A 13,505-nucleotide genomic window follows, 5' to 3' on the forward strand; every position below is an offset into this window, starting at 1 on the left:
CATGTTAGCCGCCCCGGGTTTTGCGCACTTTTCGCCGCTTTCTCCTCCCGAGTCGGCAACCCCGCAAAGACGGCGGCACGGTGTTGTGCAAAGGGGCTGCGACCGCCTCCAGACTACGTTATGTTCGCGGCATGACGACAACAATATCCATGGGAAACCCCGCCGGCGACGCCGGCGGCATCTACGTGCTGGCGGCCCACCCGCACTGGCGCGATTCACGCGTCAACCGGCGAATGCTGGCTGCCGCACGCGGCGTGCCGGGGGTCGATGTCAACGACCTCTATGGCAGCTACCCCGACTTCGCCATCGACATCGAGGCCGAGCAGGCCCGGCTCGCCCGGGCCAGCCTGGTCGTGCTGCTGCACCCGATCCAGTGGTATTCGATGCCGGCGTTGCAGAAGCTCTGGCTCGACGACGTGCTCGCCTACGGCTGGGCCTACGGCCCCGGCGGCACCGCCTTGCAGGGCAAGGACTTCTGGCTGGTCGCCACCACCGGCAGCCCCGAGCCCAGCTATCACCCGCAGAGCTATCACCGCTACTTCTTCGACGCCTTCCTGCCGCCCTACGAACAGACCGCCGCGCTGTGCGGCATGCGCTTCCTGCCACCGCTGGTCTTCTACGGCGCGCGCAGCGCCAGCGAAGCCGACGTGCAGGCGCATGTCGAGGTGTTCGCGCAGCGGCTCGGCAGCTACCCCGCGTGGCCCGAACTGGACGAGCTCGAAACCTGCATCGCCTGCCCCGTGCCCGAAGCCGACCGCCCCGCCGACACCGACGACATCGGCAAGGTGGTGGCCGGCGCCTTCCATTCCGCGATGAGCCAGGGCCTGGCCTCGGTCATCGCCGCCAACGAGGCGAAGAACCCCAAGGAAGGCGCGGCCTGAGCATGGAACACGCACCCGCCTGGCTGATCAACAGCCTGATCTACCTGAGCGCCGCCGTGCTGGTGGTGCCGCTTTCCAAGGCCCTGGGCCTGGGCTCGATCATCGGCTACCTCGTGGCCGGCATCGCCATCGGGCCCTGGGGGCTGGGCCTGGTGTCCAGCGTCGAAGACGTGCTGCATTTCGCCGAGTTCGGCGTGGTGCTGATGCTGTTCCTCGTCGGCCTCGAACTCGAACCCAAGCGCCTGTGGAACCTGCGCCGGCCCATCTTCGGCTGGGGCGCCGCGCAGGTGCTCAGTTGCGCCGTCGTGCTCTTTGCCATCGGCTGGGCACTGGGCGCCGAATGGCGCGTGGCGCTGGTGGCCTCGCTCGGCCTGGCGCTGTCGTCCACCGCCATCGCGCTGCAGGTGTTCGGCGAACGCAACCTGCTCAAGACGCCCAGCGGGCAGGCCGGCTTTTCGATCCTGCTGTTCCAGGACGTGGCGGCCATTCCCATTCTTGCGCTGCTGCCGCTGCTGGCTGGCGCCACGGCCGCCGAGCAGTCGATCAGCGGGCTCGACCGCGCATTCGAGGCGCTGAAGATCGTCGGCGTGATCGCCGGCATCATCCTCGGCGGCCGCCTGCTGCTGCGGCCGATCCTGCGCTGGATCGCGCGCAGCGACACGCCCGAGATCTTCACCGCCGCGGCGCTGCTGCTGGTGGTGGCCATCGCGGCGTTGATGCAGCTGGTGGGCCTGTCGATGGCGCTCGGCGCCTTCCTTGCCGGCGTGCTGCTGGCGGAAAGCGAATACCGGCGCGAACTCGAAACCGACATCGAGCCCTTCAAGGGGCTGCTGCTCGGCCTGTTCTTCATCGCCGTGGGCATGTCGATCAACTTCGGCGTGCTGATCGCGAGCCCCTGGCTGATGGCCGCGCTGGTGGTCGGCTTCATGGTCATCAAGCTGGTCGTGATCTATGCGCTCGCCAAGGCGATGGGCCTGGCCTACCAGGAGCGGCCGGTGTTCACGCTGCTGCTGGCGCAGGGCGGCGAATTCGCGTTCGTGGTGTTCCAGGCCGCCGGGCCCGACGTGCTGCCGCCCGAAGTCACCTCGCTGCTGATCGGCGCGGTCGCGCTGTCGATGCTGCTGTCGCCGCTGCTGCTGGTGCTGCTCGACAAGTTCGTGCTGCCGCGCTACAGCCGCAACCAGGGTCCGCAGCTCGAAGAGATCTCGGAGCAGCAAGACGCCAAGGTGCTGATCTGCGGCTTCGGCCGCTACGGCCAGATCGTCGGGCGCATGCTGATGTCGCAAGGCCTGCGCGTGACCGTGCTCGACCACGACGCCGACACCGTCGAAGGCTTGCGCCAGTTCGGCTTTCGCGTGTTCTACGGCGACGCGACGCGGCTCGACCTGCTGCGCACCGCCGGTGCCGGCTCGGCCAAGGCCATCGTGGTGGCAGTGGACGACATCGAGCAGTCGCTGGAAATCGTCGACCTCGTGAAGGAGAACTTTCCGAAGGCCCGCATCATCGCGCGTGCCCGCAACGTGACCCACCTGTTCCAGTTGCGCGACCGCGGCGTGACGGATGTCGAGCGCGAGGTGTTCGAATCGTCGCTGCGCAGCGCGCGCTCCACGCTCGAAGCGCTGGGCTGGCCCGCGCACGAGGCGCGCGAGTCGAGCATGCGTTTTCGCCGCCGGAACATCAAGCTCAGCGACGAGATCTATCCGCACTACAAGGACCGCGCAAAACTGATCGCGGCCAACAAGGCGGGCCGCCAGCAGTTCGAGGAACAGATGGCACGCGAGCGCGAAGAGCGGCAGCGACGGTCGGGTCGCGACTGGGACCGGCTGGAGGAAGAGCAAGAAGAAGCGCGGGCCGAGCAGGCCCCCTGAAGCGCCTGCGCCGCCTTCATGGCGCCGCGAGCTGGAAGTTCGTGGACAAGACCTCTAGATCGTCTGCTTGCCAGTGCTGGCCGCCATCCCTGCACGCGGCAGGCGGACCCGGATCTCCGTGCCGCCACCGGCACGTGCCGCGGCAGTCGCGTGCCCGCCATGCGCCTTGCAGATCGCATGGACGACCGACAAGCCAAGACCCGTTCCGCCTGCGTGCCGCGAGCGGGATTTCTCGCCGCGCCAGAAGCGCTCGAAGAAACGCGAGAGGTCTTTGTCATCGGGCAGGATGCTCGCGCCTCGGTCCCTCACGATCAGTTCGACGCTCAGGTCTCCCGCCTCGAAGTCGACCTCCACGATGCCTCCGTCGCTTGCATGGCGCACCACGTTGTCGATGAGCGCCGACAGGACCTGACCGAGCCGGCTCCTGTCCCCGCGCAGCGTCTGCACTGAATCGACGTGATTGACGGCCTGCAAGCCGCACTTGCGCAGGGCGGGGCCGGCCCACGAGATCCGTTCATCGACGAACTCGCGCACGGCGAACTCGGTGATCTCCAGCTGAAGCCTGTCGCCCTGCGCGAGCGACAGGACCTGCAGGTCGCCGATGATGTGCTGGATCTGCACGAGCTGGTCCAGCACCGTGGCGATCTGCGCCTCTTCCAATGGAAATACCTGGTCCATGATGCCCTGCAACCGCCCCATCGCCGCGGTCAAGGGTGTCCGAAGCTCATGCGCGATGGCAGCGCTTGAATCGTGCAGCTCCCTGTCGTACGACTCCAGCTGCTGAGCCATCTTGTTGAAATGGGTGGCAAGACGTTGAAGCTCGGCGGGAGCGGTCTTTGGAACGGGTGCACGGGTCGAAAACTGCCCGACCGACACCGACTCGGCGGCCACGACCACATGGGAGAGCGGCTGCGCGATGCGGCGCGCCAGGATGAGAGCAAACACCACCACGAACGGGATGATGGCCAGGCTCAACAGCGCCTGGACGAGCAGATCCTCGGTATCGGTGGGGGAAACGAAGAGATCGGAATACTGTGTGTAGATCTCGTGGAGTCGCTTCGTATTCTCTTTCGGCGCATCTTCAAGCCGCCCCAACTCTGCCGCGATCTCCGGAGGCAACTGGGAGTTGATTCTGTCCGACCAGATTTCGTAGCGAATCCACATCCCGACCTGCACGGCGGCCGTCGCGGCGACGGCCAGGGCGACCATGCGCAAAGTGAGCCACGCCCACAGCGATCTTCTCGACGGCATGGCTAGGCGCTGCTCAGGCGATAGCCGACACCTCGAACCGCCAGGGGAATGCCGGTGACACCCCGCTCCTCCAGCTTGCGGCGCAGGTTATTCACATGCGTATCGACAACACGCTCGAGCGCATCGCTCTCGGGCAGCGATGCCTGCAGCAGTTCGAACCGGCTGAAGGCCTTGCGTGGGTTTTGCATCATGACCGACAGAAGCTTGAACTCGGTGATCGTCAGATCGAGCGGGGCCGCATCGCCCGCAGCTTGCACGGTCACGGCGTCGAGATCGAGTTCGAGCGCACCCCAGGACAGCCGAGCCGGCGGCGCGACGGGAGGCGTCCGGGTACGTCGCAGGACAACCCGCACGCGCGCAACGACTTCCTTCGGATTGAAGGGCTTGACCACGTAGTCGTCCGCTCCATAGCGAAGCGCGCCAAGCTTTTCGGCTTCCTCATTGACAGCCGTGACCATGATGACTGGGACATCGCCCGCGCGCCGGATGGCGGCAAGCACGTCGCTGCCGCTCAGCCGCGGCAACATGTAGTCCAGGAGCACCAAGGCTGGTTGCCATTGCCTGAACACACGCAACGCCTCTTCTCCATCGAGGCAATGCGCCGTCTGGTAGCCCTCGTGCCGCAGATAGGCGGAGAGCACATCGGCGATCTGAGGATCGTCTTCGACAATCAGGATGCGTTCGTCGGTCATAGAACTGTCATGTGCGGAACCGACACATCGACTCCCCGGCGCTCGCGCCGCCAGAACATCGCCAAAGCCCCGCGTGTGCCACTGCTCTCGCGCGGCGCGCAAGCCATATCCGTCGCACCCGCGGAATCTTAACGCGCCAGAATTTTCCGCGAGCAAGGCAAGACACACGGCAGCACATGCCGCTTGACTCAATCTTGATGAAAGTTGCAGAGCTTCTGAACATGAGCGCGCGAGCATCAGGTCTCTGACCATCTTTCCCAGGAGTCCAACCGGACCCGGGCATCTTCGAATGTTGTTCCCGCCAGCAAACACCGCTTCAGATCCCACAGCCCTCCAGCCCTTCGCTGTTGCGCCCCGCTCCCTGTCGCACGTTGAGCGCTTCTTCTTGCTGCCTTTTCCTGGCGCTGCGCGGCTGCGCTGCAGGCCCCACACCATCCTTCTACTCACGACCCTCGGGGTCCTTGCCATATGGCTCTTTTATTGGTTCGGCCCCTGAATCACGCGCACCGGGACTTCATGCGCGCGGATCAACCTACAACCGAGTCACAACCATGCAGAAGCAACACTTTCTTCGCCGTCCATTCCCTGGCATGCGCCGCCTCGCAACCGTCCTCTCGATGGTGATCCTCACCGCCTGCGGCGGTGGCGGCGGTTCGGATTCGGGCGCACTCCCGCCACCACGTCCCATCTCCGCGCCTTCCATGAATGACGCACCACAGACCGCCGTCACATTCACCGCAACCGACGCCGATCTCCCCAATCCCGAGCGCGGCTTCTACCGCTGGAGCTGGACCGACCTGGACACGGTCACCCGCGACGACGCGGACGATGCCTACAAGAACGGGTACCGCCTGCTGTTCTCCAAGCTGAACCTGTCGGCCTACCGCGATGCAGAGCTGCCCCCGACACTGCTCGCGCAGGTGGAAGCCGCCCTGGGCCGCTCACGCGCCGCCGGGATGAAACTGGTCGTGCGCGTCGTCTACAACTATCCGAAAACGGAAGTCGACTACCGCAACGCACAGGACGCGCCGCTGGCTCGCGTGCTTGCCCACATCGAGCAGCTCAAACCAATACTGCAGCGCAACGCCGACGTCATCGCGTTCATGCAGGCCGGCTTCATCGGCGCCTGGGGCGAGTGGCATACCTCATCCAACAACCTGACCGAAGCGGCCCCTCGCAACAAGATCCGCGATGCCTTGCTCGCCGCGCTGCCGACGAGCCGTTTCATCCAGCTTCGCTATCCCTCGTACGTCATGGAAGGCACGCCGCAGTTGCCGACATGGAGTGCCGCGCACACCGGCACGCAGCGCATCGGCGTGCACAACGACTGCTTCCTCGCGAGCAAGACCGATGTCGGCACCTACGACGACGACGCCACGATCGCGGGGAATCAACGCAAGTACGTTGAGCTTCTGGGAAACTTCGCGCCCTTCGGCGGCGAGACTTGCGACCCGGTTGACGAGAAGAACGCCGTGCTTCGCACCCAATGCGCCGACATTCTTGGCGAGGGCGCAAGGTACAAACTGACCTACCTCAACGACGAGTACAACCGTACCGACTTCCATGACAAGTGGAAGGAAAACGGCTGCATGGCCGAGGTGCGCCGCAGGATGGGTTACCGGCTGGTGCTGTCGAAAGCCTCCCATGCCAGCGCTGTCGTGCGTGGCCAGACGCTGAGCGTCCAGCTTTCACTGCGCAACGGGGGCTGGGCGCGTATCTTCAATCCGCGCGGAGTGCAGTTGGTGCTCAAGCATGCCGTGACCAGCGACGTCCGCCGCCTGGACGCGACCGGCGCCGATCCGCGCACGTGGATGCCCGGCGCCGACGATCAAGCCGCGACACTCACTGCCACGCTGCCGGCCGATCTTCCTACCGGCAGCTATCAGCTGTGGCTCGCACTGCCCGATGCCGACGCGCGTCTGGCCGCCGATGCCCGCTTCGCAATCCGCTGGGCCAATGCGGACAACACGGCAGCCGGCCAGCGTTGGGATGCACAACTGGGCGCTTTTGCCCTTGGCTCCATCGTCGAGGTGAAGTGACTCGCGACAAGGCCGCTGGCCAGGTTGAGGCTGGTCCGCAGGTTTTACGGCTTGGCCGTCACCTCCCGGCGCCATTCGCCCGCCAACAAGAAGCCGTCAGTCTCCTGAAGCCGCCGCGTCGAGCTTCAGCAGCCGCACCGCGTTGCCCTTCAGGATGCCGGGCATCACCTCGGGCTTGAAGCCCGCCGCCTCGAAGTCCTTCATCCAGCGGTCGGGCGTGATCAGCGGGTAGTCGCTGCCGAACAGCACGCGGTCTTTCAGCAGCGTGTTGGCGTACTGCACCAGCTGCTTCGGAAAGTACTTGGGGCTCCAGCCCGACAGGTCGATCCACACGTTGGGCTTGTGCGTGGCCACGCTCAGTGCCTCGTCCTGCCACGGAAAGCTGGGGTGGGCCATGACGATCTGCATGTCGGGGAAGTCGATGGCCACGTCGTCCAGGTGCATCGGGTTGCTGTATTCGAGCCGCAGGCCGCCGCCGCAGCGCATGCCCGAGCCGATGCCGCTGTGGCCGGTGTGGAAGATGGCCGGCAGCTTGTACTCGGCAATCACCTCGTAGAGCGGCCAGGCCATCTTGTCGTAGGGGTGGAAGGCCTGCACCGTCGGGTGGAACTTGAAGCCCTTCACGCCGTGCGACTCAATGAGCCGCCGCGCCTCGCGCGCGCCCATCTTTCCCTTGTGCGGATCGATGCTGGCGAAGGCAATCATCATGTCGCTGTTCTGCTGCGCGGCCTCGGCGATCTCTTCGTTCGGGATGCGGCGGCGGCCCATGTTCGATTCGGCATCGACCATGAACATCACCAGGCCGATCTTTCTCTCGCGGTAGTACGCCACGCTCTCGGCGATGGTCGGGCGGCCGCTCGACCCGAAGTACTTGTCGGCGGCGCGGTCGTATTCCTCGCCGTAGTTGTCGAACGGGTTCCAGCAGCTCACTTCGGCGTGGGTGTGGATGTCGATGGCGATCAGGTTCTGGTGGTCCATGTCGTTGTCTCCGGTACGGGTAAGTCCCTAGGATTCTGGAGGCTCAAGCGCCTTGAATTGATTATTTCTCATAACCATAATCCAACGCAACCCCGAACATCACCATGACCCATCCAGACCTGCACCTCGACATCCGCGACGAAGTCGCCATCGTTCGCCTGACGCGCGGCGCCAAGCGCAACGCGCTGTCGGACGGCCTCATCCTCGCGCTGCGCGACACCTTCGAGCAATTGCCGTCCACCGTGCGCGCCGCCGTGATCGACGGCGAAGGCCCGCACTTCTGCGCCGGCCTCGACCTGAGCGAACTGAAAGAGCGCGACGCCGGCCAGGGCCTGCAGCACTCGCGCATGTGGCATGCGGCGCTCGACCTGATCCAGCACGGCCCGGTGCCGGTGATCGCGGCGCTGCACGGCGCGGTGGTCGGCGGCGGGCTCGAACTGGCCAGCGCCTGCCACATCCGCGTGGCCGACCGAAGCACCTTCTACGCACTGCCCGAAGGCTCGCGCGGCATCTTCGTGGGTGGCGGCGGCTCGGTGCGCATCCCCAAGCTGATCGGCGTGGCCCGCATGACCGACATGATGATGACCGGCCGCGTCTACAACGCCGAAGACGGCGAGCGCGCCAACTTCGCGCAGTACCTCGTCGACGAAGGCACGGCCTTCGACAAGGCCTTCGAACTCGCGAAGCGCGTGGCCACCAACGCACCGCTGACCAACTACGCGCTCATGCACGCGCTGCCGCGCATCGCCGAACAGTCGGCCGACCACGGCTTCTTCACCGAGGCGCTGATCTCCGGCATCGTGCAGGCCGCACCCGAAGCCAAGGCGCGCGTGCGCGACTTCCTCGAAGGCCGGGGCGCCAAGGTGAGCAAGGAATGACCGCCATCCGATACCGCCCGCTGGCCTTCGGCGTCACCCGCGCGATCCTGCGCGACGGCGCGCCGGGCACGCAGTACCTGCAAGCCGAGACGCAACTCGGGGCCTACCGCGAGCGCATGACCGACCGGCTCCAGCACTGGGCCGAAGCCACGCCCGAGCGCACCTTCATCGCCCGCCGCGAACGGCTGGCCGACGGCAGCACCGGCGACTGGCTGCGCGTGAGCTATGCGCAGGCGCTGCAGGAGGCGCGCGGTATCGGACAGGCGTTGCTCGAGCGCGGCCTGAACGCGGAACGACCGGTCGCGATCCTCAGCGAGAACGGCATCGAGCACGCATTGCTCGCCCTGGGCTGCCTCTACGCCGGCGTGCCCTATTGCCCGGTGTCGCCGCCCTACTCGCTCGTGAGCCAGGACTTCGAGAAACTGCGCCACGTCTTCGACACGCTGACGCCTGGCCTCGTGTTCGCGGCCGACGCCGCGCGCTACGGCCGTGCCATCCAGGCGACCGTGCCAGCCGGCACCGAGGTCGTGCTGGCCGAAGGCACGCTCGAAGGCCGCGCCACCACCGCGTTCAACGCCTTCGCCGCCACGCCGGCCACGCCCGCCATCGACGCCGCGATGCGCGCGACCGGGCCCGACACCATCACCAAGTTTCTCTTCACCTCGGGCTCGACCAAGATGCCCAAGGCGGTGATCAACACGCACCGCATGTGGTGCGCCAACCAGCAGCAGCTGCGCCAGTCGATTCCCGCGCTGGGCGACGAACCGCCGGTGCTGGTCGACTGGCTGCCCTGGAACCACACCTTCGGCGGCAACCACAACGTGGGCATCGTGCTGGACAACGGCGGCACGCTCTACATCGACGACGGCAAGCCCACGCCCGCCGGCATGGCCGAGACGCTGCGCAACCTGCGCGAGATCGCGCCCACCATCTACTTCAACGTGCCCACCGGCTTCGAGGCCATCGCGCAGGCGATGGAAACCGATGCGGTGCTGCGCCGCAACCTGCTGTCGCGCGTGAAGATGTTCTTCTACTCGGGCGCCGCGCTGTCGCAGCCGGTGTGGGACAGCCTGCACAAGACGCAGGAGGCCGAAGTCGGCGAGCGCATCGTCATGGGCACGGGCCTGGGCATGACCGAGTCGGGCCCCTTCGCGCTGTATGTGACCGGCCCCGAGGTGAAGTCGGGCGACGTGGGCCTGCCCGCGCCCGGCATCGAGCTCAAGCTGATCGAGGTCGACGGCAAGACCGAGGTGCGCTACCGCGGCCCCAACATCACGCCCGGCTACTGGCGCGCGACCGAAGCCACGGCCGAGGCCTTCGACGACGAAGGCTTCTTCTCGACCGGCGATGCGGTGAAGTGGATCGACGAGGGCAACATCCATCGCGGCCTGCGTTTCGACGGCCGCATCGCCGAAGACTTCAAGCTTGCGACCGGCACCTTCGTGAGCGTGGGCCCGTTGCGCGCGAAGATCATCGCGGCCGGCGCGCCCTATGTGCAAGACGCGGTGCTGACCGGCATCAACCTGAAGGAAGTCGGCGCGCTGATCTTCCCCACGCAGAAGGTGCGGCAGCTCGCCGGGCTCGATGCCACCGCAACGATGCAGCAGGTGCTCGAAAGCGCACCCGTGCAAGCGCACTTCCAGCAGGTGGCCAACGCGCTGGCTGCCGCCGGCACCGGCAGCGCCAACCGCATCGTGCGGCTGCACCTGATGGCCGAGCCGCCTTCGATCGACAAGGGCGAGGTGACCGACAAGGGCTCCATCAACCAGCGCGCCGTGCTCAAGCACCGCGCGGCACTGGCCGATGCGATGCACGCCGGCACCCTGCCCTTCACCCTCACGCCCCGCTAACCCCATCCAGGAGACACAAGAATGAAGATCGAAGGACAAGCCGCACTCGTCACCGGCGGCGCATCGGGCCTCGGCGAAGCCACCGCACGCGAACTCGCGCGCCTGGGCGCCAAGGTTGCGGTGCTCGACCGCAATGCCGCATTGGCGGAGAAGGTGGCGGCGGAGATCGGCGGCGTTGCATGCGTCTGCGACATCACCGACACCGACAGCGTGAACGCCGCGCTCGACAAGGCCGCCGCCGCGCACGGCCCCGCGCGCATCCTGATGAACGTGGCCGGCATCGGCAGCGCCAAGCGCATCGTCGGCAAGGACGGCAACCCGGCACCGCTCGAAGACTTCGTGCGCGTGGTCAACATCAACCTGATCGGCGGCTACAACATGGCGCGCTTGTTCGCGGCCCGCTGCGCGAAGCTCGAAGCGCTCGACAACGGCGAGAAGGGTGTGATGCTCTTCACCGCCTCGGTCGCGGCCTTTGACGGGCAGGTCGGCCAGCAGGCCTACAGCGCCTCGAAGGGCGGCCTCGTCGGCATGACGCTGCCGATGGCGCGCGACCTCGCGCAGCACGCCATCCGCGTGTGCACCGTGGCGCCGGGCCTGTTCGCCACGCCGCTGCTGCTGGAGCTGCCCGAGGCGGTGCAGCACTCGCTGGCCGCATCGATTCCCTTCCCGCCGCGCCTGGGCAAGCCTTCGGAATTCGCCGAGCTGGCCTGCCACATCGTCACCAACGGCCACCTCAACGGCGAGGTGATCCGCCTCGACGGCGCCCTGCGCATGGCGCCGCGCTGAGCTTTCGTCAGTCCGCCCGTCCGCTTCGCTTCACTACCTACACATCAGGAGACACCGATGACCTTCAAGAAGACCACCCTCGCCGCCGTGCTGGCGCTCATGGCCATGGGCATGGCCCACGCCGACATCACCGTGGGCGTGGTGCAGCCGCTCACCGGCCCGGCCTCGGGGCTGGGCATTCCGGTGAAGAACGGCATCGCGATCTGGCCCAAGACCATCGCGGGTGAAACACTGAAGGTCGTCGTGCTCGACGATGCCACCGACCCGACCACCGGCGTGAAGGACGCGCAGCGCCTGGTCACCGAAGACAAGGTCGACGTGATCGTCGGCTCCAGCGCCACGCCGGTCGCCATCCCGATGGCCGACGTGACCGCCGAGTCGGGCACGCCGCAGTTGTCGACCGCACCGGCCGGCCTGCCGCCGGGCAAGGACAAGTGGTTCTTCCGTCTGCCGCAGTCGAACGACGTGATGGCCTACGCGGTGGTCGCGCACATGAAGAAGCAGAACGTGAAGACGGTCGGCTTCCTCGGCTACACCGATGCGTATGGCGAACTGTGGCTCAAGGCACTGACCGCCGAGGCCGCCAAGAACGGCATCAAGATCGTGGCCACCGAACGCTTTGCACGCGCCGACACCAGCGTGACCGGCCAGGTGCTCAAGCTCACGTCGGCCAACCCCGACGCGATCCTGATCGTGGCCTCGGGCAGCGGCGCGGGCATGCCGCAAAAGGCCGTGATGGAGCGCGGCTACAAAGGCAAGGTCTACCAGACGCATGCCGCCGCCACGCAAGACCTGATGCGCACCGCCGGCAAGGACGCCGAGGGCACCTTCGTCGTGTCGGGCCCCGCCACCGTGGCCGAGCAACTGCCCGACAGCCATCCGTCGAAGGCGGCGGCCGTGGCCTTCGTGCAGGGCTATGAAAAGGCCTACGGCCCCGGCTCGCGCAATCAGTTCGCCGGCCACGCGGCCGATGCGCTCACGGTGCTCGAGAAGGCCGTGCCGGTCGCGCTCAAGAAGGCAAAGCCGGGCACGCCCGAGTTCCGCGCCGCGCTGCGCGACGCGCTCGAAGGCATGGGCCGCACGGTGCTCGCGCACGGCGTGCTGAACTGGACCGCGCAAGACCACTGGGGCTACACGACCGAGACGGGCGTGATGCTCAAGGTCGTCAACGGCGCCTTCAAGGTCGAGCAGTAATCCCCACGCCCCACCACCACAAGCCCCCGCGCCGCGAACCCACGCCATGGATCTTTCAATCGCCAGCATCCTCACGCTGGACGGACTCACCAATGGCGCGATCTATGCCCTGCTGGGCATGGGCATCGTGCTCGTCTTCACGGTGACCCGCGTCATCTTCATTCCGCAGGGCGAATTCGTGGCGTACGGCGCGCTGACGCTGGCGATCTTCCAGACCGGCAAGACGCCGGGCACGGTGTGGCTGCTGCTGATATTGGCCAGCGTTGCCGCGCTGATGGACCTGGTCACGGTCTGGCGCCATCGCGGCAGCGCGGCGGCGGGGTTGATGGCAGCGCTGCGCACCTTCGCGGCGCCCGCCGTGATCTGCGCAGTGTCGGCCTGGGCCGGGCCGCGCAATCTGCCGTTGGGCGTGCAGGCGCTGCTGACGGTGTTCATCGTCACGGCCTTCGGGCCGCTGGTGTACCGGGTGGCTTATCAATCACTGGCCGGGGCCAGTTCGCTGGTGTTGTTGATCGTCTCGGTCGGCGTGCACTTCGCGATGACGGGGCTCGGCCTGCTGTTCTTTGGTGCTGAAGGCTTTCGCAACCCGCCGTTCTGGGACGAACGCATGGCGCTGGGGCCGCTCAACGTGAGCGGGCAGGCGCTGATCATCTTCGCGATCTCGGCGGCGCTGATCGTGCTGCTGTGGCTGTTCTTCGAGCGCAGCCTGTACGGCAAGGCGCTGCGTGCCACGGCCGTGAACCGGCTGGGTGCGCGGCTCATGGGCATCTCGACGCAGGCGGCCGGGCAGCTCACGTTTGCAATGACCGCGCTCATCGGTGCGCTGTCGGGCCTGCTGATCGGGCCGACGACCACGATCTTCTACGACTCGGGTTTTCTCATCGGCCTGAAGGGCTTCGTGGCCGGCGTGATCGGCGGGCTCGCCAGCTACCCGGGCGCGCTGCTGGGCGCACTGGCCGTGGGTGTGATCGAAGCCTTCGGCTCGTTCTGGGCCAGTTCATTCAAGGAAGTGATCGTGTTCACCATCATCCTGCCGGTGCTGCTGTGGCGCTCGCTGCGCAGCGGCCATTCGGACGAGGAGCACTGAG

11 protein-coding genes are annotated in these 13,505 nt (G+C 66.7%); 8 read left to right on the forward strand and 3 right to left on the reverse strand.

Annotated elements, in window-relative coordinates:
• Positions 1-131: 131 nt before the first annotated feature.
• Both BLQ28_RS32025 and kefC read left to right on the forward strand, forming a co-directional pair.
• Positions 132-881, forward strand: coding sequence for a glutathione-regulated potassium-efflux system oxidoreductase KefF (locus tag BLQ28_RS32025; protein WP_093247372.1), 750 nt, complete (start codon positions 132-134; stop codon positions 879-881).
• Positions 882-883: 2 nt separating this feature from the next.
• Positions 884-2,749, forward strand: a complete 1,866-nt coding sequence (kefC, locus tag BLQ28_RS32030) for a glutathione-regulated potassium-efflux system protein KefC (RefSeq protein WP_093247373.1) — start codon at positions 884-886, stop codon at positions 2,747-2,749.
• A 54-nt stretch (positions 2,750-2,803) separates the two neighbouring features.
• Here kefC and BLQ28_RS32035 read toward each other — a convergent pair whose 3' ends face one another.
• Together BLQ28_RS32035 and BLQ28_RS32040 are read right to left on the reverse strand one after the other, a co-directional pair.
• The gene (locus BLQ28_RS32035) at positions 2,804-4,000 is read right to left on the reverse strand and encodes an ATP-binding protein (RefSeq protein ID WP_093247374.1); all 1,197 of its coding nucleotides are present in this window, start codon (positions 3,998-4,000) and stop codon (positions 2,804-2,806) included.
• Between the two features lie 2 nt (positions 4,001-4,002).
• Positions 4,003-4,692 (reverse strand): response regulator transcription factor, encoded by a 690-nt coding sequence (locus tag BLQ28_RS32040; RefSeq protein WP_093247375.1) that lies wholly within the window; start codon positions 4,690-4,692, stop codon positions 4,003-4,005.
• A 551-nt stretch (positions 4,693-5,243) separates the two neighbouring features.
• Here BLQ28_RS32040 and BLQ28_RS32050 point away from each other — a divergent pair.
• On the forward strand, positions 5,244-6,731 hold the full coding sequence (locus BLQ28_RS32050) for a DUF4832 domain-containing protein (protein ID WP_093247377.1): 1,488 nt from the start codon (positions 5,244-5,246) through the stop codon (positions 6,729-6,731).
• 96 nt (positions 6,732-6,827) lie between these two features.
• Here the strand turns inward: BLQ28_RS32050 and BLQ28_RS32055 are convergent, their stop codons facing one another.
• Positions 6,828-7,709, reverse strand: a complete 882-nt coding sequence (locus tag BLQ28_RS32055) for an amidohydrolase family protein (protein ID WP_093247378.1) — start codon at positions 7,707-7,709, stop codon at positions 6,828-6,830.
• Between the two features lie 104 nt (positions 7,710-7,813).
• On the opposite strand from BLQ28_RS32055, the gene BLQ28_RS32060 reads away from it, so the two are divergent.
• Genes BLQ28_RS32060 through BLQ28_RS32080 form a run of 5 tightly spaced genes read left to right on the forward strand, consistent with a single transcriptional unit; the run spans position 7,814 to position 13,504 of the window.
• A complete protein-coding gene (locus tag BLQ28_RS32060; RefSeq protein ID WP_093247379.1) occupies positions 7,814-8,587 on the forward strand; it encodes a crotonase/enoyl-CoA hydratase family protein in 774 nt (257 codons plus the stop codon).
• Positions 8,584-10,437 carry a feruloyl-CoA synthase gene (locus BLQ28_RS32065; protein WP_093247380.1) on the forward strand — a complete coding sequence of 618 codons (1,854 nt, stop codon included), beginning with the start codon at positions 8,584-8,586 and terminating at the stop codon, positions 10,435-10,437. Before BLQ28_RS32060 ends, BLQ28_RS32065 begins: the two co-directional genes overlap by 4 nt.
• Before the next feature lie 21 nt (positions 10,438-10,458).
• The gene (locus BLQ28_RS32070; protein WP_093247381.1) at positions 10,459-11,223 is read left to right on the forward strand and encodes an SDR family NAD(P)-dependent oxidoreductase; all 765 of its coding nucleotides are present in this window, start codon (positions 10,459-10,461) and stop codon (positions 11,221-11,223) included.
• Positions 11,224-11,280: 57 nt separating this feature from the next.
• A complete protein-coding gene (locus tag BLQ28_RS32075; protein ID WP_093247382.1) occupies positions 11,281-12,417 on the forward strand; it encodes an ABC transporter substrate-binding protein in 1,137 nt (378 codons plus the stop codon).
• Positions 12,418-12,463: 46 nt separating this feature from the next.
• A complete protein-coding gene (locus BLQ28_RS32080; protein ID WP_093247383.1) occupies positions 12,464-13,504 on the forward strand; it encodes a branched-chain amino acid ABC transporter permease in 1,041 nt (346 codons plus the stop codon).
• Position 13,505 lies beyond the last annotated feature (1 nt).

The sequence above is a fragment of the Variovorax sp. EL159 genome, assembly GCF_900100965.1.
Lineage (GTDB): Bacteria > Pseudomonadota > Gammaproteobacteria > Burkholderiales > Burkholderiaceae_C > Variovorax.